This is a genomic window from Microbulbifer variabilis, assembly GCF_020524905.1.
Lineage (GTDB): Bacteria > Pseudomonadota > Gammaproteobacteria > Pseudomonadales > Cellvibrionaceae > Microbulbifer > Microbulbifer variabilis_A.
The window spans coordinates 61,408-84,295 of record NZ_JAIVKI010000005.1 but is presented as its reverse complement, the minus strand read 5'-3'; the positions used below and the strand labels follow the sequence as shown (position 1 = coordinate 84,295).

Annotated in this window: 17 protein-coding genes and 1 pseudogene; 14 read left to right on the top strand and 4 right to left on the bottom strand. The window is 47.0% G+C overall.

The genetic code is table 11. The features are described from left to right. The first annotated feature begins 3 nt into the window (after positions 1 to 3). Both LC073_RS08165 and LC073_RS08160 read left to right on the top strand, forming a co-directional pair. Positions 4 to 3,168: an efflux RND transporter permease subunit gene (locus tag LC073_RS08165; protein ID WP_226645948.1), complete on the top strand. Its 3,165-nt coding sequence runs from the start codon at positions 4 to 6 to the stop codon at positions 3,166 to 3,168. Positions 3,169 to 3,280: 112 nt separating this feature from the next. Then, positions 3,281 to 3,892, top strand: coding sequence for an NUDIX hydrolase (locus LC073_RS08160; RefSeq protein ID WP_226645946.1), 612 nt, complete (start codon positions 3,281 to 3,283; stop codon positions 3,890 to 3,892). Between the two features lie 60 nt (positions 3,893 to 3,952). Here LC073_RS08160 and LC073_RS08155 read toward each other — a convergent pair whose 3' ends face one another. After that, a complete protein-coding gene (locus LC073_RS08155) occupies positions 3,953 to 4,456 on the bottom strand; it encodes a nuclear transport factor 2 family protein (protein ID WP_226645944.1) in 504 nt (167 codons plus the stop codon). Positions 4,457 to 4,946: 490 nt separating this feature from the next. Between LC073_RS08155 and LC073_RS08150 the strand changes: the two genes are divergently transcribed. Further along, entirely contained in the window at positions 4,947 to 5,987 is a 1,041-nt protein-coding gene (locus tag LC073_RS08150) for an AraC family transcriptional regulator (RefSeq protein WP_226645942.1), read from the top strand. A 107-nt stretch (positions 5,988 to 6,094) separates the two neighbouring features. Here the strand turns inward: LC073_RS08150 and LC073_RS08145 are convergent, their stop codons facing one another. Continuing rightward, positions 6,095 to 6,973 carry a LysR family transcriptional regulator gene (locus LC073_RS08145; protein WP_226645939.1) on the bottom strand — a complete coding sequence of 293 codons (879 nt, stop codon included), beginning with the start codon at positions 6,971 to 6,973 and terminating at the stop codon, positions 6,095 to 6,097. A 114-nt stretch (positions 6,974 to 7,087) separates the two neighbouring features. Here LC073_RS08145 and LC073_RS08140 point away from each other — a divergent pair, with 114 nt between their 5' ends. Together LC073_RS08140 and LC073_RS08135 are read left to right on the top strand one after the other, a co-directional pair. Further along, positions 7,088 to 7,459 carry an isochorismatase gene (locus LC073_RS08140; RefSeq protein ID WP_226645937.1) on the top strand — a complete coding sequence of 124 codons (372 nt, stop codon included), beginning with the start codon at positions 7,088 to 7,090 and terminating at the stop codon, positions 7,457 to 7,459. A 258-nt stretch (positions 7,460 to 7,717) separates the two neighbouring features. After that, positions 7,718 to 8,362 (top strand): hypothetical protein, encoded by a 645-nt coding sequence (locus LC073_RS08135; RefSeq protein WP_226645935.1) that lies wholly within the window; start codon positions 7,718 to 7,720, stop codon positions 8,360 to 8,362. Positions 8,363 to 9,326: 964 nt separating this feature from the next. On the opposite strand, the gene LC073_RS08130 is transcribed toward LC073_RS08135, so the two are convergent. Continuing rightward, entirely contained in the window at positions 9,327 to 9,830 is a 504-nt protein-coding gene (locus tag LC073_RS08130) for a nuclear transport factor 2 family protein (RefSeq protein WP_226645933.1), read from the bottom strand. A 574-nt stretch (positions 9,831 to 10,404) separates the two neighbouring features. On the opposite strand from LC073_RS08130, the gene rimK reads away from it, so the two are divergent. From rimK to LC073_RS08090, 9 genes and pseudogenes are all read left to right on the top strand, one after another. Further along, positions 10,405 to 11,322 (top strand): 30S ribosomal protein S6--L-glutamate ligase, encoded by a 918-nt coding sequence (rimK, locus tag LC073_RS08125; RefSeq protein ID WP_226645931.1) that lies wholly within the window; start codon positions 10,405 to 10,407, stop codon positions 11,320 to 11,322. 297 nt (positions 11,323 to 11,619) lie between these two features. Then, a complete protein-coding gene (locus tag LC073_RS08120) occupies positions 11,620 to 12,297 on the top strand; it encodes a hypothetical protein (RefSeq protein ID WP_226645929.1) in 678 nt (225 codons plus the stop codon). Between the two features lie 426 nt (positions 12,298 to 12,723). Further along, positions 12,724 to 13,512: an SDR family NAD(P)-dependent oxidoreductase gene (locus LC073_RS08115; RefSeq protein WP_226645927.1), complete on the top strand. Its 789-nt coding sequence runs from the start codon at positions 12,724 to 12,726 to the stop codon at positions 13,510 to 13,512. 121 nt (positions 13,513 to 13,633) lie between these two features. Then, on the top strand, positions 13,634 to 15,466 hold the full coding sequence (locus tag LC073_RS08110; RefSeq protein ID WP_226645925.1) for an ABCB family ABC transporter ATP-binding protein/permease: 1,833 nt from the start codon (positions 13,634 to 13,636) through the stop codon (positions 15,464 to 15,466). Positions 15,467 to 15,538: 72 nt separating this feature from the next. Continuing rightward, positions 15,539 to 17,257, top strand: a complete 1,719-nt coding sequence (locus LC073_RS08105; RefSeq protein WP_226645923.1) for a dipeptidyl-peptidase 3 family protein — start codon at positions 15,539 to 15,541, stop codon at positions 17,255 to 17,257. A 390-nt stretch (positions 17,258 to 17,647) separates the two neighbouring features. Continuing rightward, on the top strand, positions 17,648 to 17,968 hold the full coding sequence (locus tag LC073_RS21925) for a glutathione S-transferase family protein (RefSeq protein WP_226646210.1): 321 nt from the start codon (positions 17,648 to 17,650) through the stop codon (positions 17,966 to 17,968). A 21-nt stretch (positions 17,969 to 17,989) separates the two neighbouring features. Continuing rightward, a pseudogene (locus tag LC073_RS21920) lies at positions 17,990 to 18,196 on the top strand (glutathione S-transferase); the annotation flags it as partial. A gap of 280 nt (positions 18,197 to 18,476) precedes the next feature. Next, entirely contained in the window at positions 18,477 to 19,028 is a 552-nt protein-coding gene (locus LC073_RS08095) for a hypothetical protein (protein WP_226645921.1), read from the top strand. Between the two features lie 236 nt (positions 19,029 to 19,264). Further along, complete coding sequence (locus LC073_RS08090; protein ID WP_226645918.1) at positions 19,265 to 20,044, top strand: PhzF family phenazine biosynthesis protein; 780 nt, start codon at positions 19,265 to 19,267, stop codon at positions 20,042 to 20,044. Positions 20,045 to 20,106: 62 nt separating this feature from the next. Here LC073_RS08090 and LC073_RS08085 read toward each other — a convergent pair whose 3' ends face one another. After that, positions 20,107 to 22,692: a thrombospondin type 3 repeat-containing protein gene (locus tag LC073_RS08085; RefSeq protein WP_226645916.1), complete on the bottom strand. Its 2,586-nt coding sequence runs from the start codon at positions 22,690 to 22,692 to the stop codon at positions 20,107 to 20,109. Between the last annotated feature and the right edge of the window lie 196 nt (positions 22,693 to 22,888).

Here is a 22,888-nt window from a genome sequence, read left to right as displayed (position 1 = left end):
TTTATGATCAGTGCTTTTTGTATACGGCGGCCCCGATTCGCCTTTGTTATCTCTATTCTGATCACCCTTGCGGGCATCCTTTCACTGCCAATGTTGCCCGTTGCTCAGTTTCCTGAAATTACTCCAGCCACCATTAACGTCGCCGCCAATTACGCTGGAGCCAGCGCCGAAGTTGTGCGCGATAGTGTTGCCGTACCCATTGAATCCCAAGTGAACGGGGTCGAGGGTATGGAGTATATGTCCTCCACCAGTGGCAACGATGGTTCTTATAGTCTCACGGTAACGTTTAAGTCCGGTTATGACGACGATATTGCTCAGGTCAATGTCCAGAATCGAGTGGAGCAGGCTACGCCACAATTACCAGAGGATGTAAAGCGCGATGGCGTAGTGGTGTCAAAGCAGAGCAGTACTCTCTTGTTATTGGTTAATTTATTTTCACCAGATCAAAAATTCGATGACTTATTTTTAGCAAATTATGCGGAAATTTATTTAAAGGATGAGTTGGCACGTGTATTGGGTGTGAGCGGTGTAGTGATTTTTGGCTCGCGCAATTATGCAATGCGTCTGTGGTTGGACCCGAACCGGATGGCCTCTTTGGATGTCACTACCCAAGATGTGATCAGTGCGGTACAGGCGCAAAATGTGCAGGTAGCGGCAGGGCAGATTGGCTCACCTCCTATCCGCAAGGATCAGCAGTTTCAATATAACATCCTGGTGCAGGGGCGTTTAGTCGACCCTAAGGAATTTGAGGATATTACCATTCGCGCCAAGCCTAATGGCGCCATGGTCAAGGTGAAAGATGTGGCGCGGGTGGAATTGGGCAGTGAGTCCTACTCCTCCTACGGGCAATTGGATAACCAAGCATCGGCGGTAATCGGTGTTTATCAACTGCCGGATGCCAATGCGATTAATGTAGCCGAAAGCATTAAAGCCAAGGTGAATGAGTTATCCCAGCGTTTCCCTAGCGGCTTAAAGGCCGAGATTTTCTACGATACCACTCTGTTTGTGCAGGCCTCTATCAAGGAGGTAGTACTGACACTATTTATCGCCTTGATCCTGGTGATTGTGGTGGTCTTCCTATTTTTACAGGATTGGCGATCGACCCTCATTCCCGCGATAGCCATCCCGGTGTCCCTGATCGGTACTTTTGCCTTAATGTTGGCGTTTGGCATGACCATTAATACCATCACCTTGTTCGCGCTGATCCTGGCAATCGGTATTGTGGTAGATGATGCGATTATTGTGGTGGAAAACACCCAACGCCTTATGAGCGAAGGTCTGATGCCAAAAGAGGCCGCGTTGCAGTCCATGCGCGAAGTGACTGGTCCGGTGATTGCCACAACTCTGGTATTATTTGCAGTCTTCGTGCCAGTGATGTTGATGCCAGGTATCACCGGAAAAATGTACCAGCAATTCGCTATAACCATTTCTATGTCAGTGGCAATCTCCTCTCTGAATGCACTTACTTTAAGTCCGGCACTCTGCGCCAGTATTCTCAAGGTGGGTAAGGATGGCGAAGTGGCAGGGGTTAAAGAGACCGGCATTTTTGGTTTTTTCAACCGCGGACTGCATCGCTCCACCAACTTTTATGTGGGTATGGTAAAAGCCTGCGTAAAAATACCTTTGATCGGGATTGTCTCTGTTATCGGTATTTTCCTACTGGCCTTTTGGCTATTCAAAAGTATTCCCACAGGGTTTATTCCCGATGAGGACCAGGGAAATTTTATGCTGCATGTGCAGCTTCCGGATGGCTCCTCTCTGGAGCGCACCGGGCCAGTGGTGAATCAGGTTGCGGAAATATTGTTGGAAGAGCCCGCTATGGCGAATGTAGTGGGGGTGCCCGGATACAATCTTCTCACCAATAATGTCGCTTCCAATGCTGCTGTGATGTTTGCCGTATTAAAACCCTGGGATGATCGCCCCAGTAAAGAGGATCATCAGTTTGCTGTTATGCAGCGGGTACAGAAAAAACTGTCGCAGATCCCCAATGCGCAGATAATGTCTTTTGCTAGACCAGCCTTGCCAGGTATTGGCACTGTTGGAGGATTTCAATTTGTTTTGGAGGATTTGCAGGGACGCAGTATTACGGAATTATCCCAAGTACTCTTCGATCTACTGGGTGCCGCTAACCAGCGCACCGAAATATCCCAGGCTTTCACCAGTTTCCAGGCGGCTACACCGCAGTTGGAATTGAAGATCGATAAGGAGAAAGCCCATGTGCTTGGCGTGCCGCTACCGGAAGTTTACTCGACCTTACAGACTTTCCTGGGGGGCTATTACATAAATGACTTTAATTTATACGGCAAAGTATTCCGTGTTATTGCCCAGGCGGATGCGCAATTTCGAGATGATGAACAAAACCTGGCGGGCTTTTATGTGCGCGCTAATAGTGGTGGTTTAGTACCGATCACCTCTGTTTCTACTATTGAACCTGTCGTAGCCCCACAGACCGTTACTCGATATAACCTTTATAACAGTGTGACTATTAACGGCGCGCCGGCGCCGGGTTATTCCAGCGGCCAGGCTATGGATACCATGGAGGAATTGGCCTCCAGATTGCCCGAAGGATATGGTTACGAGTGGACGGGGATCAGTTTACAGGAGGTTACCTCGGGTAATTTGGCACCAATTCTGTTCAGTCTGGCCATTATATTTGTGTACCTGTTTCTGGTGGCCCAGTATGAAAGCTGGAGTATCCCTATCGCCGTGCTTTTGTGTGTACCTATTGCTATTTGTGGTGCCATGTTGGTGGTGTGGTTGGCGGGCTCCATTAATAATCTTTATACCCAGATTGGCCTGGTATTGTTAATTGGCATGGCAGCGAAGAGCGCCATTCTGATTGTTGAATTCGCTTGTGTGGAGCGCGATAAAGGCAAGTCCATTGCCGAATCCGCGATTTCCGCCACTCGTTTGCGTTTCCGAGCGGTATTGATGACGGCGATGTCATTTATTCTCGGAGTGATACCGTTATTGGTAGCCACTGGTGCCGGTGCTGTGAGCCGTATTTCTCTGGGCCTAGTGGTGTTTGGCGGCATGCTGGCCGCCAGCTTGTTTGCCACTCTACTGGTCCCGGTGTATTACGCTCTGGTGCAGGCGATTAGGGAAAAGCTCAAGGGGGGCTATACCCCTCAGTCGCAGCAGGACACAGGTGCGGCTGAACGGCAGTAACAGGCAGGGAGCCGCAAATGGGAATTGCGGCATACAACTCGGTGTTATCACCGGGAATTAGTATGATGAAAGTTAGGGAGCCTTCGTTGTTAAGGGGGCAGGGCAAGTGTATATGTTATCGATTATTGAGAAAAAAATTTCCCAGCAAATTGAGGAATTGGAGGCTGGTGTACCAACGGGACCGGAGTTGTACGGTCACGCTGCCGTGTTGATCGCACTCACTGAAGAGCCGGATCCTCATGTAGTACTGACCAAGCGCGCCGATACGCTCTCCACCCACTCTGGCGAAGTTTCCCTGCCGGGAGGACGCTGGGATGCTACCGATCCCTCCCTGCAGTACACGGCCTTGCGCGAGGCTGAAGAGGAAGTGGCTCTTCCCATGAGCCAAGTGCGGATGCTTGGCCCCCTGTGGCCCCGCACCACGCGTTGGCAGGTGCATGTTACTCCTTGGGTGGGGGTAATTCCTCCGGATACCCACCTCAGCCCCAATCCCGGTGAGCTGGACGCCATTTTTCGTGTACCCTTGTCGTTCTTTCTCGCCGATCCCCGTATCCGCACAGATCGAGTCACAATTGATGATCAGCCTATTTATCTGCCTGCCTATCAGTTTGGTGACTACGAAATCTGGGGGTTTACGGCCGGAGTGTTAACCGAGTTTCTGGTAAAAATACTGGGTGCTTCTATTGGGCGCAGGGATGATGTGCCACTGAGGACATTAAATTAGTCTCGTTCTGGAGGGGTATTTTACAATTTAAGATTTTTGGGTTCCTACTAGGTGGCAGTATTAATCCGATATCTGTTCACCCAGGTCCTTCCAAGCATCCTCCAATAGACTTATCTGATCGCGAGTATCCGGATCAGCAGTGATAATTGGAAAGTCAGGATCTTCCGGCAACTTAGCCACATCACCACGTCGACATTGAAATAACCAGTTGCCATCTATCTTGACCAATTTATCCCGGTATTCTGCAGCTACAGCAACATGATAACCAGACCGGGTCGCTAAGATAAACACGGTGGTTGCTTTGCCTGAGGCAGATTGTCCATCTTCCGAAATATGGTGTAGTGGCGAGCAAGTGATATGTCGGCTCCCCAGTTTGTTGTGGATTACGGCATAGCGCTCTAGTTTTTCCCTTCCTTGAATCACACGATTGCCATGTTCAAAACGGCCATCAGGTGTAAATAGTGACGCCCAACCATGGGCATCACAATTATCAATGGTTAAGGTGTAGCGAGCGAGCAGATCACTAATTGCAAATCGATCTTTGATTAATTGAAAATCATTCATTTTTCTATCCTGATAATTGATATGGGGAGATGTTTTTGGAAATAGCTTTTACTGAGCGTTTCAGAGTGTATATCTATTGCAGGTGCCTTCTTCCAACAAAACATAGGTGTATTTGATACACTTTTCTTATTTGTTGTCATTTTTTATCACCATGCTCCACGCTGGTGGGAATCAAGCTGCCATTGATGACTCCGCTATATTTTTATATCGCCCTACAGATATGGTGGTTATGGTAGTTGGGTATTTAGACTTGGAGTAATAATTAGGATTCCAAATGAATATTTTGATACCGCTATAAGGCCAAACTGGAGGTGGGTGATAGAGGGGCTTTTTATTTAAACGAGTTACGCTTTATGCAGCGGCTGGCCGTAGACTGCCTTTTTTGCAAGAGAGATTTCATTGAGAATCTATTCTCGTCTCCATAAAATTGAACCAAAATTTATTCTTCTGGTTTAATGTCAAATGTGGATAGCTTAAGGATAAGCGCGCCATGCAGAATGAGTTTATAGGCGGCGTCACTAAAAAACCGTTTTTTGATTGGGTGGCAAAGACTGAAAGCTTCCCACCCAAAGAGCGTTGGCGTCGCTGGAAAGATCTGATGGAAACAGGTCTACCTTACCGCAGTGAGCTTTTACTGAAATCTCATCACTGTCGCGAGTATTTTGGAGAATTTGCGGTTTCTGCAAATCCGAATACTGGCGATTCTTTTGCCCGCGCCTGTTTTTCAGGAAACACTTTTCGACGAGCGAATAATCATTTGAGTGATGGTTATGCGAATTACACATTGATTTATTTGTTGTCGGGGCGTGGCGCCATACAGCGTGGTAAGTTTTTTACTCCGCTGAACCCAGGTGGTCTCTACCTGGTAGATTTGGCGCAGACGATTACTCATGACCTAGTGCATGAGAGTCGTTCGTTGTTATGCCGGATTCCGCGGCATAAACTTGAGACGTTTCGGTCTGGCCCCGCGGATAACCGCCCCCTGGAAATCGATGGCAGTAATGGGCCTGGGCTTTTGTTGCGCAATTACCTGTTATTGTTTCCCCAAGCCAAGCAGCAATGCACTTTTACCTCTCCAGAGATACTTTTTAACCCGATTGCTGAACTGATAATTGCCTGCATCCAGGAGAGTCGTGGTAATTTGCAGGCTGAGGCGGAAACTCCAAGTCGCTTAAACGCTGTTTTTTATCAAGCCTGCCGGTTAATTCAAAAATACTGCTGTGACGTAGACTTGTCCGCTCCCCAGTTGGCCACTTCACTGGGCATCTCTCCCTCATATCTACATCGAGCAATGCGATATCATAATACCTCTTATATCAACGTGCTGCGGCGCGCCAGGGTGGAGGCGGCATCGGCCCAGTTGTTGGCCGCAGGGCGCGATGCCAGTATTTTGCAGGTGGCATTCAACTGTGGATTTAACGGTACCAGTCAGTTTTCACGAGCTTTCAGAGAAGAGCTGGGGGTTAGCGCCTCTGAATTTTTAAAGCGCTCTTTTGTGGAGCGGGGAAGAACCCTGGCACTTGAAAATTGATCCTATCAATAGGATTTGTTCTTTTCATCCATAGTGGAATTTTATTGAATATCAAGTGCAAGGTCTACCTATGCTTGTTAGGTCCTCAGTCGAAGATAACTCGGAAGCTAGTGATAAGCTGACATTAATGTTCTCAAAATCTTGGTGAAATGTTGAACTTTTGGCGGAGGCCTTTTAGAAAAAAGGTGCATATAGTGAACGGGCGTTGAAGCTACTGTAGCTAGATGCCTCAGAAGACCTTCCCTTACCAATTTTGCTGCAATAATGTCTGGTAGTCTCGCAATCCCTAAACCTATCGTTGTCATTTGTAGAATGTCATGTAGGGAGTTACAGCGTATCTTTGGAATAACTCGAATTTCTTTTTTACTATCCAGCTGATATTTCACCGGGGTGCCTTGCCAGTCATTGATGATGTGTTGCCATTTGAGTAATTCGGTGAGATCTTCAGGTACACCTCCCTGTTGCTCTATATATCCTCTACTCGCATAGAGGCTTTCCCGGAGTATTCCCAGCTTTGATACTTTGGCGGATTGCATATCCAAGTTGCCTACCCGGACGGCCAAGTCTACTTGGGCGTCAATCAAATTCATTTGGACATCATCCGCCAACAAACGAACCCCCAGTTGTGGATGCTGTTCGTTAAGCTGCCTAATTGCAGGGACTATAACCGGCTCACAGAGAGCGTGGGGAGCTGTGATTGTCAGCATGCCCGAGAGTTCCTTGTTACTACTTTTTAAATCGGCCAGGGCGTTGTTGTAGATATCCCGGATCTCGCGACAGTGAGCGTAGAATTGGGTTCCTGTCTCAGTCAGGGAAAGCGAGCGGGTGCTCCGGTAAAGCAATCTTGTGCCGAGATCTTCTTCCAATCTAGTCACTGCCTGGCTGATTGCCGACTTGGTACGTACCAGCTTGTCTGCTGCAGCAGTAAAGCTGCGGGCCTCTACTACGGCTAAAAATATCTGCATGTCCTCTAGGCTGGGTTTCATAGTTTAATTTCGCTAAACACTAATTTGATTAAATGCGGGTTTATCACAGGGGTTGCAACAGGGCAATATGCTTATGCAAATTAAGGATCAAGCCTTTATCTAGAGGAATCAGATATGAACAAGCTACTTATTGAGAAAACTATTGTGGCCAGCGAGCAGTGGAAGTCATTTTTTAATCATGGGAATGCTGAGGGTTGCGCTTCAATGTATGAACAGAATGCTCAAATGAATGCCAGGCCGTTTGGTGTATTCCATGGTCGGGAGCAGATAAAAGCTTTTTGGCAAAACCTAGTGGCTCAGGGATTCTCTAATGTGGCTTATCAGGATACCGAGATTGAGGTACTTGATGGTTCCTCAACAGTTCTCACCAGTAAATGGAAGATGAACAACGCGCAAGGAGTTATCACTCGGGAACTCTGGGTCCTGCAAGAAGATGGAACCATGCGTCTGCGCGAGGACGACTTTGAAGCTATAGAGCCAGGCTGAAGGTAACAGTGTAAATACTACTGCGATTTTTAGATTCACACTAGCGAGCTAGCAGTAACGTTAATACTCACTGCCAAAGAATTTTTGGTCAGATTTAATGGGTAGATATTTTTTATATTTATTTGATGTAACAAAAATAGATCTATCCTCGACTAAGAGATGCCTTTTCAGTTAAAAGACGTATAGCTTTCTTTGAAAATCGAAGAGAGCAGTTTTTAATATTTTAATTAAATTGGGTTAAAGTAAAGGATATACGAAATGCCAGAATATCATCATAAGTTTCAGTGTAATAAGTGTGGTATTTTTGTTGTTGAAAATGGTTCTCCGCTACCTCCTCCGGTGATGGAGCATGCCTATTACCATGCCCACAATGTTATCAGTCAGTTTGGTCCTATCTACAAGGGGATAGCCCCTAAGCGCCGGCCAATGTTGCACTGCCAGAAATATGTGAAATATATTCAGACAGTACCTAAGGCTGGATCTGCCCAAAATTTGGGAAATCAGGCCGTCAATAAAGTCAGAACACTAGCCAGGGATCGTGGCGGAAATGGCTCGAATACACCCAGTATGGTAGCAGTTATGTACGACAGTGTATTAGAACAGTGGTTTGAAGGATCAACGGGGAATGGAACCAGTCAAGGACATATCCCGAATACGATTTGGAGCACTATTCCGACAGAACTGGATGTGGACCGATATATCTTTGGCCGAACCTGTGCTGAGGTAGACTGCCTGAGAAAGGCATTCAGCCAGCGGCGTAGATCAGGAGAAAACAGCCAATCTATCAAAGACAGTATCTTTGCGGCTCGTCAGCCCAATAAGCACAAAGGTAAATCGGATAGAAGACCTCCTTGTGGTGCATGTAAAGCATGGATAGCCAGAGCTGGAGCTAAAGCACATTAATTCTTTTATTTCGTTATCGAAACATTGCAGCTTAGCGCAGGGAGTGGGGCAGGTTATCAATGTGTTTCCGCTCGCTGCACAAAGTGCACTGACTAATGCGTAATTGAAGCTCTATCTTCACTCTCTTATTAGACCTATAAGGCAGGTTTGGGAGGCATTATTTACTATATTGTCGAAATTGGAACAGATCACAATATCAGAGCCAATTACTTAAGGCCTATGCAGATACTGATTGAAGCGATTACCTCTCCTCAGGGCAAGCATAGAATACAGTAAGTTTTATTTCTGTTTTGGTAGAGCGCTAACTTGTTGAATTCTGATTGATTTTTATATCCGAAGTCTTACTGTGCCTTTGGTTGCTCGTGCAACCGTCATAGGGACCTAGAAGCCATCTCATCATTTCTTTAACGAAATCAACATACATGGAATATAGAAAAAACACGATAAGAGGACAAATAGTGCTCCCATCTAACAACCAACGACAGTAATTTACCAACCATGCAAAAGTCCGCTCAACTTTCAGTGGCGAGCTTGCTCTCTGAGCTTTCTACCATCCTGCCTTGAGGCTTTTTCCCTATTTCTCCTGTGTGGAAAGATAAGGTCGATTCAACGACTAGACAATCTATCTCGAAGATGATCAGAGACCGCCGCTTTGTCATACACTAAGCGATAAATTTTTGTATTTTTATACGGAGCATCAAGTTATGGGTGTAATAACTTCACTTTCGCTGGTGAGGCCGAAGTAATGGTGCCTCTCCGTGGAATACCTTTACCATCGTCCGCCACCATTTACTTTTGAACCCTTTCCTCTTTTTGGCCCAAGAAGGCAATGTCCTCTCAATTTCCATTGATCGTCGGTTTACTCTGACTTGAATCGGCTCACTATTGCTGGACTTTTTTCTATGTAAATGCGTGAGAATAGACGATTTCAAGTTATGAAAACGTCTCTCGGCAAATGATGCTATCAATACTTGATGGGTTCGCCCAGTTGCTGCCATGCATCTAATAAGGGTTTTATTAAATGTGCAGATTCCTGATCTGCACTGAGCAATGAAAATTCTGGTTCTTCAGGTAAACCAAATGCCTCTGCACTCCTGCGCAGGAATAGCCAGTTACTACCGATTTTGACCAGTTCATCGTCATATTGCCCAGCCATCACTACGCGGTAGCCTGCTCGGGTGGCACCTATAACTACCGTTGTCGCTTTACCAATGGCGCTGATTCCATCGGAAGAAATTTCATAGTGAGGTGAAGAGGTGATGTGTCGTGTGCCCAGCTGGCTGTGAACAACCAGGTATTGACGCAGCTTTTCCCGCCCTTTGATCATAAGTGTACCGTTTTCAAAGCGCCCGTTCTCAGTGAAGAGAGAGGCCCAACCAGTGGCATCATGGTTGTCGATGCAAAGGGTGTATCTTGCCAGTAAATCCTGGATGGCCAGCTTCTCAACGCATTTTTGCAAAGCATTCATAATCTTTCCAAGTTGGTAACCTGAGATGGAAGGTAGGCCGGAAGAAGTGCAATTGCCAGGAAATAGTAAGAAACTATTATACAGTTTGAATCGGTGACTCTAGTACAATAACGGATTAAAAAATGGATAATAGATTCAAGTCAGAGTCAACCGACGGCCAAAAAAATGGATTGAACTTTTTCTTCCTCAAATTAAGTCTGGATCGAGGGTAATGCCCATTGAATGCTAAGTATGTTGTGAAAATACTATATAGCTTTTGAAAATATTTCTACCTATAAGGGGGGAGTCTTCTCTCCTTTCTTTGCCCGGCAAAAGCTGAGTTTTAGAAAAAGGTAGATAGTTTACCTGGTGCGTGATATTACAAATTGATGAGGTATGAAGATATTTGTTGTTTAATAAAGAGGCGAAGGCTTTATAAGTTGATATTTAAACAATATGTTAATTGTACTGTTTTTTAAGGTTTCTCTCGAATTTGAAATTGGGTATGCTTGGTTAATGATGGCTTTTTCAAAGCTTTTTATACAGGCTTGCTTTGCATCACCGATATTTGTAAGCATATAACAAGGGAATAAATATGAAGATTGGCATACTATCTAGAAACAGAAAACTCTATTCTACCCGTCGACTTGTGGAAGCGGCGACATCACGTGGTCACGAAGTGCGGGTGATTGATGCGCTTAAGTGCTTCATGAACATCACCGCCAATGATCCCAATGTTTATTATCAGGGCAAGGAAAGTTATGTTGAAGAGCTTTCATTCGACGCAATAATTCCTAGAATTGGAGCAAGTATTACAAGTTATGGTTGTGCGGTTCTAAGGCAGTTTGAGGTAGCCAATACCTACTCAATCAATGAATCAATTGCAATTACACGCTCAAGAGACAAGTTGCGAGCGCATCAATTACTAGCTCGAAAAGGCATCGGTCAACCCGTCACAAGCTATGCGCACTCCGCAAGGGCAACTGCACCATTGATTGAATCTGTCGGTGGTGCGCCCCTAATTGTTAAGTTAACTCAAAGCACACAGGGCAATGGCGTGTTGCTGGCAGAAACTCAAAAAGCAGCGGAAGCGCTTATCAACGCATTTCGCGGTATCGGCTCTGATTTCCTTGTGCAGGAATTTATCAAGGAAGCCGGTGGCTCAGATATTCGCTGCTTTGTCGTTGGTGAAAAGGTGGTGGCTGCAATGCAGCGGAAAGCTGCCAAGGGCGAATATAGATCAAACCTTCACCGCGGCGGTAGCGCCGAAATGGTCAAACTCAGCGCGACGGAACGTAGATTAGCAGTTAGTGCATCACGAGTGATGGGGCTTGATATGGCCGGAGTCGATATTCTGCGCTCAGCACACGGCCCACTAGTCATCGAAGTTAACTCATCTCCAGGGCTTGAGGGTATTGAAAATGCTTCAGATATTGATGTTGCTGGTAAAATTATCGAGTACATAGAAATCGATGCGAAGCGTGGGCCGAATAAGCCTAAAGGTAAGGGTTAGCTTACTGGAAACTACTACATAAATTGAAAATGATTATTCCGTTTGGCTCACAAAGTAAAAAGAATTGTGAGTAGACTTAAGTCATAATTGATGAGCAATAATGGAAATTAATTGATTTACACATTCCTAGCTAAGATGTATGAAGGGTAGCCCAAGGCTCATTGATCAGGGAGCTTGTTTTTTTGTGGGGCCTTCATTCATGAAAGTATATTTTAAATGTAAAGAAGGGTTAGGAGAGGATAATTTTTATAAAGAATGAAAGGGTGCGATGTGAATAGGTAGGGATTAGGAGTAGATTTGGCTTTGCGGGCTGCTTTATGTCAATTTAAAACAGCCAAGCCATTTTTGGAGATAGAAGTTATGGCAAGAACCTACCTAAGGATGTATCCATTTAATGTGGGATTGAGTCACGCGGCGCTTAGTAACTTGGCGATTGTTCAAGTAGATTATGCTTATACCGGAGTGATGGAAATAACGACAGGGATTATCGATTTGTGTGGCGCTGCAGGAACAAATCCCCATTACAATACGAGAACACCTCTGCAGACCAATACATTCCCTCAATTTGTCGGTACAAGGAATGTAGCTCCGATCGTTCATGGTGGCACTGGTAGCGGGAATACCAGCCATCAAATCTTGGCACGTGAAATTATTAATGAGCCTAGACGCTTGGCATCCTCAGAAGATGATTTCTGTGGGTTTACGGTGAGGTTTAACGGCAAACCGAATGCAGAATTTTCAGGAACATCCAGGTCCCTTAATACCGGTACTGGATTTTCAAATGGTGAGCTGGAGGTTTGTTTAAGAGTAGCCATTATGAATAGGTTGTCACCTATACTAAGACTATATGAATGGAGAAATTTCATCCATGTTCCCCCTCGTACCAACCCCCATGCTGCCCAGTTGGCCAGAGGTGGTCCATTGATTCCGAATGGACTTCTGGCAAGTATAAATGCGATCCCTAAGGTCAACTAAAAGACTGAGTAAAATGAGAGCGCTCGCAAAGTGAATCATTATTCCTGCTGATGAGCGCCCTCTGAAGATCAAAGATTTGTACATATTTATTATTTGGATTGTTATTAAATTGCTTTGTGGGTCCATTCTCTTTGTGGCTTGTAATTTTCTTTTTTACTTACAAGGTACTTAGTGGTTTAAGGCGGCTAGTTCGATGACTGCCTTCAAGATAGATGGGGTGTTGGTGGGTGAGTGCTGAATCTTTATGTTGAGCCTTCCTAAGGAATCTATATTTTCAATCTATTCTAATTTTCACTTGGTTATTTAATTTTCGCTTTATCTCTGCTTAGGGGTTAAGTGTTCGCGTTAGATTATTTAGGCTTCTTTCCCCCTTTCTGGCTAATCTTACAATCACCAGTTCTTATTACATCAGAGGCATTTATACAAATGCTAGAAAAACTACAGGGCAAAGTCGCCATTGTCGTTGGCGGTAATGAAGGTATCGGTGAGGGAACTGCTCGTCGCTTTGCGGTGGAGGGCGCCAAAGTTGCTATTTTGGCGCGGCGCGCTGTAGAGGGGCGTAAGGTTGAACAATCTATACGGTCTTCCGGTGGGGAGGCCATTTATATTTCCTGTGATGTCACTGATAACAACTTAGTGAGCCAGGCTGTGATGGAGGTTATCAGCCGTTATGAGGCAATTAATATCTTATTTTACGGTGCAGGCACCGGTGCCCCAAATATGTTCCCTTATGAGAACTTACCAGAGTGGGAGGAAGTGTTTAAAGTCAATATGACTGGCTGCTTCCTAATGAGTAAGGCTGTCTGGCCCTATCTGATCGGCGCCGGCGGTGGGGCGATTATCAATGTTTCCTCACTTGCAGCACAGAGCGCACCCACGGATAACCAATTGGATCAAGTCGGTTTCCTGCCCTCGGCTTCTTATTACGCTTCCAAGGCAGGGGTGGAAGCCTTTACCCGTTATATTGCTGGGATTGGAGCCCGCCACAATATAAGAGCGAACTGCTTGCGCCCGGGGCAAATACTCACCGAAGCAGTTACCTCTGCCGAAGACAAGCATGTTTTTGCTAACTTCCTCGAGCCCGCACAGATGCTCAAGGGGCCGGGCTACCCTCTCGATGTAGCTAATGCGGCAGTATTCCTGGCCTCTGATGACTCCCGTTTTATTACCGCGGAAACGATTAATGTAGATGGTGGTTTGGTAGCCAAGGTGTGAACCGCGTTGGTTCGGTAGTGAAGCAAAGACTTCGGGTCTAGCCAATTAAAACGATTGAGCGTCTATATAACTCATCCAGTCTATTTATAATGGGCGGCTATTTTGCCTTCCGGAAATGATTATGCCGAGATCCAAGTCCACTGTTGCTCTGGATGAGGTGCACTGGGGTGCGCTTAAAACCCTGTTTCCCTATTTGTTGGAGTTCCGCCGGGCCGTCGCCCTGGCAATTTTGTGCTTGATTGGGGCGAAAGTGGCCGGAGTTACCTTGCCATTTATCCTCAAGCATATCGTCGATAATCTGGATAATGCCGGCGGTATTGCTCAGGCCATTGCTCTGCCGTTGGGGCTCTTATTGGCCTATGGTGCAGTCCGATTCTCCAGCACCTTATTTGGTGAATTACGGGATACCATTTTTGGCCGGGTAACTGAGCGTGCTCAGCGCCGGGTTGGCCTGGAGGTATTTCAACATCTCCACAAGTTGGATCTTGATTTTCATCTGGACCGACGCACCGGCGGTCTCTCCCGGGATATTGAACGAGGCAATAGCGGTATTGGCTTTCTGATGCGCTTTATGGTGTTTAATATCGTGCCAACCCTGGTGGAGATTGCCATGGTAGCCGGTTTGCTTTGGTGGAATTACAGCGGTGTGTTTGCCCTGGTGGTAGTAGTCGCTGTTGTTGTTTATATCGGTTTCTCTGTAGTGGCTACCGAGTGGCGCACCCGTTTTGTGCGCGCCCTGAATGAGGCCGAATCCCAGGCAAGCAGCCGTGCGGTGGACAGCCTGCTCAACTATGAGACGGTAAAATATTTTGCCAATGAGCGGCATGAATCGAATCACTATGATCGAGAGCTTGCAGTCTGGGAGCGGGCTCGTCGTAAAAATCGCCTATCTCTGTTTAGTTTGAACACAGGGCAGGCATTGATCATCGCCAGTGCTACGTGTGCGGCGATGATACTGGCAGCGCTAGGTGTGACCAAAGGGCAGATGACCATCGGGGATTTTGTTCTGGTTAATGCGTTTATGATGCAAATATTTATTCCGCTGAATTTTCTCGGTTTTGTTTACCGGGAGATGAAGGGCGCTTTGGCCAATATTGAAAAGATGTTCTCCCTGTTATCGGTAAAGCCAGCGGTGGCAGATAAGCCTGAAGCCCCGGATCTATTGGTACCGGAGGGGCGCATTGAATTTGATGCCGTGCGTTTTGGCTACAAAGACAACCGTGAAATTTTACGCCATGTCAGTTTTTCTGTTTTACCGCGCCAAAAAGTGGCGATCGTGGGGGCCAGCGGGGCTGGTAAATCGACCCTGTTTAAGTTGTTGTTCCGCTTTTATGACGTGAGTGACGGGGTTATTCGTATTGATGGCCAGGATATTCGCACCGTCAGCCAGGAATCCCTGCGTCGCGCGATCGGTGTGGTGCCCCAGGATGCGGTGCTATTCAACCAGTCGATCAGAGAAAATGTGCGCTATGGGAGGGTAGATGCCAGCGATGAGGAAGTAATGGCCGCAATTCACCATGCACACCTTTCGGACTTTGTTCGTCAGCTTCCCCAAGGGGTAGATACTTTGGTGGGCGAGCGTGGCCTCAAGCTTTCCGGTGGTGAGAAGCAGCGGGTCGCCATCGCACGGGCACTGCTCAAAAAACCACCAATTATGATATTTGATGAGGCCACTTCCTCCCTGGACAGCCGTTCAGAGCGCAGCATTGTCGCCTCCCTGAAGGAAATTGCCCGCGAGCAGACCACGCTGGTAATTGCCCATCGCCTCTCCACCATTGTGGATGCCGATAAAATTTTGGTGATGGATCAGGGCCAGATTGTGGAGCAGGGCTCCCACAGTCAGCTGCTAGAGGAGGGCGGGCATTATGCAACCCTGTGGCGCATGCAGCAACAGGAGCGTACGTCTGGAACCGGGGAGGAATCCTCTGTGGCTACCCAAGTGACGGAGCCTTGAGGGCCTATCTTGATAATTGTGCGCTGCCAGACTAATGTGGCGCCGAAACAAAAAAACGATAGGCAGAGCGATATGACCATTCCATTTCACACCACCAAGATCGCTGCCGCACTGCTGGCCCTGGCGCTGGTGGGCGGCTGTAGCAAAGACAAGCAGGCCGAAGAAATCCGTAAAGATGAAGCCGAGGGGCAGATCGTTGAATCTGAGACGGTAGCGCCACCCGCCGGGCAAACGATCGAGAATGCCGATAAGCGCTTTGATATTTATGTTCCGGTAGAGCTCACAGCTGACATGAGTGATCTCACCGCGAACCAGCGCAAAATGATTGGCTTACTGATCGATGCCAGCCGGGTCATGGATCGCCTGTTCTGGTTGCAGTCCTATGGCCCGGCGGAAGTACTGCTGCCCGATATCGAAGACAACCGCGCGCGCAAATTTGCCGAGATTAATTACGGCCCCTGGGATCGCCTGAATGACAACAAGCCGTTTATTACAGGCTACGGTTCCAAACCCCTGGGTGCCAACTTTTACCCGGCGGATATGACCCGTAAAGAATTTGAGAACTGGGATCAGCCAGGAAAGGATGGCCTCTATTCTTTAGTGCGTCGCAACGATGCAGGCAAACTGGAGTTGATTCCCTACAGCAAAGCCTATAATGCTGACCTGAAAAAGGCTGCGGATCTCCTGCGCCAGGCGGCTTCGCTGGCGGAAAGTAAAGAATTCGCTAATTACCTGGATATGCGTGCTGACGCGTTGCTTACCGATAATTTCCGTCCCAGTGATATGGCCTGGATGGATATGAAGGAAAATGATATCGACGTAGTGATCGGCCCTATCGAAAACTACGAAGACCAGATGTTTGCCTATCGCACGGCTTATGAATCTTATGTTCTCCTCAAAGATAAAGAGTGGAGTAAGAAGCTAGCCAAGTTCGCTGCGCTGTTGCCTGAATTACAACAAGGTCTGCCGGTAGAGGAAAAGTACAAAGCTGAAGAGCCGGGTACTGATTCTGACCTGAATGCCTACGATGTGCTCTTCTATGCGGGCCACAGCAATGCGGGTTCTAAAACTATCGCCATTAATCTGCCTAACGATGAAGAAGTTCAACTGGCTAAAGGCACTCGTCGCCTGCAGCTGAAAAATGCTATGCGCGCTAAGTTCGACAAGATTCTAGTGCCCATCAGCGATGTGTTGATTGCTCCAGATCAGCGCAAGCACATCACATTCCCGGCTTTCTTTGCCAACACCATGTTTCACGAGGTGGCTCACGGGCTTGGTATTAAGAAAACTATCACTGGCGGAGAGAATGTGCGTCAAGCACTGAAGGAGACCTCCTCCTCCCTGGAAGAAGGTAAAGCGGATATTCTCGGCCTGTATATGGTGACCCGCCTGCATGAGAAAGGGGAGATCCAAGAAGGTGAGCTGATGGATAACTATGTTACCTTCCTGGCGGGTATTTTCCGCAGTGTGCGCTTTGGTGCAGCCAGCGCACACGGTAAAGCCAATATGGTACGTTTTAACTTCTTCAAGGAGCAGGGAGCCTTTACTCGCGACCCGAAAACCGGGCAATACAGCGTGGATTTCGAAAAAATGCAGCAGGCTATGACCAACCTGTCGAGTTTGATTCTTACTATCCAAGGCGATGGTGACTACGATCAAGCTAAAACCCTGCTTGCCGAGAAGGGAGTTATTGCTCCCGAGTTACAGGCTGATTTGGACCGACTGGCTGAAGCAGATATTCCTGTAGATGTGACTTTTATCCAGGGCAAAGAAGTGCTTGGATTAAAATAAGCAAAAAGTCAGCCAAAAAACCCGGCTCCTGCCGGGTTTTTTGTTTTGATATTTTTCCAGGGGAAGGGTGTCTAAATAAATGTGTGGAGGATGGAGGATAAGTAGTGATCTGGTGATGACATTTTTTCTGTTGTGATTTTTCAGATTAGTCTTTTTGTGCATATTTGCTTGGAATGAAAGCTTCAATAGGTTGAGAAATCTATCGGCAGTAGAGTTGAATTTATTGTAATTACCATGCTATCTCGGCATACAATTGCTTCTTGAGATTTTCAAGGGCAATACATGGAACGTGTTTTACACATTGATACAACGAATGCCTCCAGTTGGGCATTTCGAGCATGGCTTCCTTTAAGAGAGCTGGGTATTGAGTTTAAAGAATAGGCTGTTGATATTCGCAAGCCACAGCTTTTCGACAACCTTCGTAGAATTGGTGAAATTTCCCCAGCGGCCTCAGTACCTGTACTGGAGGAAAACCAAAGTATCATCTTTGATTCCCAGGCCATTATGGAATATGCCAATGATATTGGCGATGGGAGTTTATTACCTTCAGATCCCTTGCTGAGGGCTAGAGCGCGATCCTTCTTAAGCTGGCAGCATGCGGGTCTCTCAGGGCTATGTCCACGGCTATCTTTTAAAAGTGCTTTTTATTCCGACAAACGGCAGATGGCCAAGGAAGAGCAAACATGTGCAGAGCGATCGTTTCGTTGCTGAGAGCAAGAACTTAACCTTAGTGGTGGCCCTTACCTGTTTGGTGATCTCTCCCTGGCCGATCTCGCACTGGTGCTCACGGTAATCAGACTTTATTCACACCGTCCTCAGATGCGAAGTTGGCCCCTGACCCAACAGTGGATAAAAAGGATTCTTGCTAGAGAGAGTGTGGAAGAGTGGATGTCGGAAGCTACGAGCTTGCCCCCGATCATTCTGGATAATTATCGCTAATCAAGAAGAATTCATTGCTATTGCATTGGGCTGCATAGAGGGCAAATCTTTAGAGGTAATGCTCCGGTCTTTCTTCCCATCTTCTCCCTGTTATCTTTTAATGGCGTGTATAGCCTGAAAAAAGAAGGAAGCTACGTATTTTCTGTGGGGAATCCCGCAAATGTGAACCTATTGGTTATCCAAGAAAAAAAGGTGACTAAAATAGGGTGTGATATACGTCAGATTCGCCTAATGGAGTTGGGCGGCCAATACTTAAAAATTAAGGATAATCATTGGAACAATGAAAATACCAGCCTTGGTTCTCGCCTTTTTCTTCAGTCAGTATGCACAAGCATCTTGCCAGTTAGAGGAGTATGAGCGTTTTCTGAACACCCAGAGTTTGGTGATGTTAGAGGCGTCTGTGCAATTGTTTGAAGAGGATAAAGATAAGTTCAAGACAATAAAGCCGTTTGTAAAACTGGAAGTTAGAAATAATAAGCTGAAAGTTTATATCGCCAAGAAGCTGAGTGAGCTTAATCCAGAAATATTAAATCTAAATGGACCGATAGCAAACTATGTTCCCAGTGTCTCTGTTCAAATAATGCCGGATGGCTCAATTCGGGATAAGGTTGACCTGGCAATGTCCGAGGATGAATTTTATAGAAGCGAAAAATCGGCGATGAAGCCAGTTGAAAAGCTATACCTTTATCATGAAGGTATGACAGAGTCGGAGAAGAAACGCTTTCTTTCTGCCAGGAACTCATTGAGTGAACATATGGAAGCCAATGAGCAGTTTGAATTTATGAAGCGTGCTTTTACCACTTCCCTGGCAAGTGTTTGCCCTTTGGATTAGCAGACTGAAAAACTTTCTTTGTTTGCTTTAAACTATTGCGCATACCTCTTGTGAGATTTTTTGTAAAGTACTGAACACGCATTATTCCATTGTTAGCGCATCTTTTTTATTCAAGGGGCATCTGAATGCCCCTTTTTAGTATCTGCTGTGGTTGCATCTTGATGATCGTCCTGTATTGTCAGCGCTATTGATAGTAATCTCTGCTTTTCCCCTTAGTATGGATAGTGCAGGAGCATATGGAGATTAATCTTTATCAGGTGGATGCTTTTGCATCTGAAGTGTTTTCTGGTAACCCAGCAGCAGTTTGTCCTTTAGAAGAGTGGTTGCCAGATATACAGATGCAAAGAATTGCTGAGGAAAATAACTTATCTGAAACAGCATTTTTTGTACCCGAGGGTGATGGCTACAGGCTGCGTTGGTTTACTCCTGAAGCTGAAGTGGATCTCTGTGGTCATGCCACTCTGGCGACGGCCCATGTGTTATTTAAGCATTTGTCCTATAAAAGGCCTGTCATCCACTTTGAGACTCGTAGTGGCCTGTTAAAAGTGGAAGTTTGTGAAGATGGCTATAAGATGTGTTTTCCTGCAAGTGTGCCCACTCCGGTTGAGTGTCCTTCCAGTTTGCCCGACGCTTTGGGTGTTTCACCACTACAAACTTTGGCTGCGTTTGACTATATCGTTGTGCTAAATAGCGAGGCTGAATTAAAGAGTATCAAGCCGAATTTTATGCTGCTTGCCGAGTTAGATTTAAGGGGCGTCGTCATTACCGCACCGGGGGATCACTGTGACTTTGTCAGCCGCTGTTTTTACCCCAAGCTGCGGGTAAATGAGGACCCAGTAACCGGTTCTGCACATTGTGAGCTTGCCCCCTATTGGAGTCAGGTATTGGGGAAATCGCATCTCAGTGCCAGGCAGCTGTCAAAGAGAGGTGGTGTGTTGACGTGTGAGGTTTTCAATAATGAGGTCGCTCTTTTCGGCCAGGCGGTAGATTATATGCGTGGTAAAATAGTGCTTTAATTAACACTTTTAATAAAAAAGCCCCGAAATATCGGGGCTTTTCTGGTTTGAGTAGAAAATAATTACGGCTGGATTATTGGTGCTGCACAGGTGAGATAGACATCTAACTTGTTGTTGCTAAGCTCCAGGCCTCTAAGAGTCAGGCGCACCTGATTAAAATCTGCCCGGGTATTTGCCAATAACAGGCGGTGATTTCGAGCACCATTGATCTTAAAGGGTGCCAGCATGTAGCCGCTGATACTTTCACCCGTGGCTGTTCCATCCAGGTAGGTACTGATGGTAATGCTATTCAGGTAAATAAGATCCAGCAGGGAGTTGGTATTCTCCACCAGGAAGCTGACCATATAGCGCCCAGTTTTTACATCGTCATGGTTGACCTGGATATAAGTGCTTCCTCCAGCGCCCCTTGCTACTTCCATTCTGGCGGCATCGGATAGTATACCGTTGCTAACCTTGCCCAAAGAGATTACCGAACAGCCTTCGCAGGGGGCATTGATACCATGCTCCAATTCAGTGCTGACCCCATCCATTATTTCTAGCCCCTCGAAGGTTGTGCAGGAGAGGAGGGTGTCAAAGTCACAGGCATCGCCAATGCCGTCCTGATCAGAGTCTTCCCCATTTGGATTCCAGCTTTGTGGACAGTTGTCGAAGGCATTTTCCACTCCGTCGTTATCAACGTCGGGGTCGCAGGCATCGCCTAGTCCGTCTCCATCACTATCGGTTTGGGTTGGGTTGGAAATAGCCGGGCAGTTATCTGCGCTGTCATCGAAGCTGTCGTTATCGACATCACTATCACAGGCGTCCCCATTGCCATCATCATCACCATCTTCCTGCCCTGAATTTGGCACATAGGGGCAATTGTCTAGGTTGTCCTCGACACCATCACCGTCGAGGTCATTATCACAATGGTCACCGGAGCCGTCGCTGTCGCTATCGGTTTGATCGTTGGGTACAAAGGGACAGTTATCTTGCCCATTAGCCGTTCCGTCTCCATCCCGGTCGTTATCACAGCTATCTCCGCTGCCGTCCTTATCCTGATCCGCCTGATCCGGGTTAGTTACTGTTGGGCAGTTGTCTACACCGTCGTCATAGCTGTCATTGTCACTATCGGTGTTCGTATCACAAACATCGCCTATGCCATCCCCATCCCGATCCTGTTGTAGGGTGTTGGAGGTGTTTGGACAATTGTCGTTAGCATTCTCGATGCCGTCATTATCCCGATCGGAGTCACAGGCATCGCCGAGGGTGTCTCCGTCGCTGTCTTTCTGGTCGGCATTGGAGGCGTAGCGACAGTTGTCGATAAAGTCGTTGATGCCATCGTTATCATCATCGCTATCACAGATATCACCGTACTGGTCGTTATCATTATTTGCCTGATTCCGATTGGGAATAGCCGGGCAGTTATCTGCTTCGTTGTCACTGCCGTCGCCATCCAGATCACTATCACAGGTGTCACCAATACCATCACCATCTCGGTCGAATTGGCTGGTGTTGGCAACGTTTACACAGTTGTCGACGCTGTCAGGAATTAGATCTCCGTCAATATCGGCGTTGTTATCACAGGCATCACCGAAACTGTCACCGTCGCTATCTACCTGATCTGCATTTGGCTCAAGTGGACAGTTGTCCGCTTCGTTGTCTACACCATCGCCATCTCGATCCGAGTCGCAGAGGTCGCCGAGGCCATCGCCATCGGTGTCGGTCTGGTCAGCGTTGGCTTCCAGTGGGCAGTTGTCGCTCTGGTCATAGATGCCATCTGCATCATCGTCAGCGTCGCAAAGGTCGCCCTGACCATCGGAGTCAGTGTCATTTTGATCGGCGTTAGAGACGTTGGGGCAGTTATCGGTTTCATTCTCAGTACCGTCGTTATCCCGGTCCGGATCGCACACATTACCTAGACCATCGTTGTCCTGGTCCTCCTGGGCGGGATTCGGAGTGCTTGGGCAGTTATCACTGTTGTCTTCGATACCATCACCGTCATCGTCGTTGTCGCAGGCGTTGCCAACGCCATCGTTGTCAGTATCCACTTGATCTTCGTTGGGTAATTGCGGACAGTTGTCTACGCCATCGTCCAGACCATCGTCATCAGTATCGCTATCGGCATCGCAAAGATCTCCAATGCCATCACTGTCTTGATCAGCCTGATCTGGGTTGGCGACATTTGGACAATTGTCGAGGGTATTGGTGTAGTCGTCGCCGTCACGGTCATTGTCGCAACTATCGCCTACACCATCGTTGTCCATATCACTCTGCTCATGGTTCGCATCTGCCGGGCAGTTATCCTCTTCATTTACCACTTCATCGCCATCGAGGTCCTCATCACAGGCATTGCCAAGGCCGTCGCCATCACTATCTGCTTGATCGGAGTTGGCGACTTGTGGGCAGTTATCCTCTGAGTCCAGGTGGTTATCATTGTCATCATCGCTGTCACAGGCGTCGCCGCTGCCGTCACTGTCCAGATCCTCCTGGGAGGCGTTACTGATGCTCGGACAGTTGTCGTCGGAGTTTCGAATGCCGTCCTTATCGCTGTCTGTGACATTGGAGCCAGGGGGTAAATCTTCGGCTGCCCTGCCTCTCCCTTTGTCGGAACCGCAGGCACTCAATAGCAGTAGCGAGAGAATAAATACAATCAGCGATATTTTGGGCATTTTGAGAATCTCCGGGACAAATACTTTTTTGTTATCTGCAGGGGAAGAGAAGGCTTATGCCTTGCGAAAAGAGAAGTGAAAATCAAATCGTCACTTTCCTATGAGTTCTTCCCGCTAGATAGATTCCGAGGGATAAATATCTGATACTTATTTCTTTTCAGAATAGATAAACCACCGAATTTTCGATGTGGGTAAA

Excerpts from the sequence above, each read along its gene's own strand:
- rimK (WP_226645931.1), top strand. The coding sequence starts at position 10,405 with ATGAAGATTGGCATACTATCTAGAAACAGAAAACTCTATTCTACCCGT.
- LC073_RS08165 (WP_226645948.1), top strand. The coding sequence starts at position 4 with ATGATCAGTGCTTTTTGTATACGGCGGCCCCGATTCGCCTTTGTTATC.
- LC073_RS08130 (WP_226645933.1), bottom strand. The coding sequence starts at position 9,830 with ATGAATGCTTTGCAAAAATGCGTTGAGAAGCTGGCCATCCAGGATTTA.
- LC073_RS08115 (WP_226645927.1), top strand. The coding sequence starts at position 12,724 with ATGCTAGAAAAACTACAGGGCAAAGTCGCCATTGTCGTTGGCGGTAAT.
- LC073_RS08135 (WP_226645935.1), top strand. The coding sequence starts at position 7,718 with ATGCCAGAATATCATCATAAGTTTCAGTGTAATAAGTGTGGTATTTTT.
- LC073_RS08150 (WP_226645942.1), top strand. The coding sequence starts at position 4,947 with ATGCAGAATGAGTTTATAGGCGGCGTCACTAAAAAACCGTTTTTTGAT.
- LC073_RS08145 (WP_226645939.1), bottom strand. The coding sequence starts at position 6,973 with ATGAAACCCAGCCTAGAGGACATGCAGATATTTTTAGCCGTAGTAGAG.
- LC073_RS08095 (WP_226645921.1), top strand. The coding sequence starts at position 18,477 with ATGAAAATACCAGCCTTGGTTCTCGCCTTTTTCTTCAGTCAGTATGCA.
- LC073_RS08110 (WP_226645925.1), top strand. The coding sequence starts at position 13,634 with ATGCCGAGATCCAAGTCCACTGTTGCTCTGGATGAGGTGCACTGGGGT.
- LC073_RS08085 (WP_226645916.1), bottom strand. The coding sequence starts at position 22,692 with ATGCCCAAAATATCGCTGATTGTATTTATTCTCTCGCTACTGCTATTG.
- LC073_RS08160 (WP_226645946.1), top strand. The coding sequence starts at position 3,281 with ATGTTATCGATTATTGAGAAAAAAATTTCCCAGCAAATTGAGGAATTG.
- LC073_RS08105 (WP_226645923.1), top strand. The coding sequence starts at position 15,539 with ATGACCATTCCATTTCACACCACCAAGATCGCTGCCGCACTGCTGGCC.
- LC073_RS08140 (WP_226645937.1), top strand. The coding sequence starts at position 7,088 with ATGAACAAGCTACTTATTGAGAAAACTATTGTGGCCAGCGAGCAGTGG.
- LC073_RS08155 (WP_226645944.1), bottom strand. The coding sequence starts at position 4,456 with ATGAATGATTTTCAATTAATCAAAGATCGATTTGCAATTAGTGATCTG.
- LC073_RS08090 (WP_226645918.1), top strand. The coding sequence starts at position 19,265 with ATGGAGATTAATCTTTATCAGGTGGATGCTTTTGCATCTGAAGTGTTT.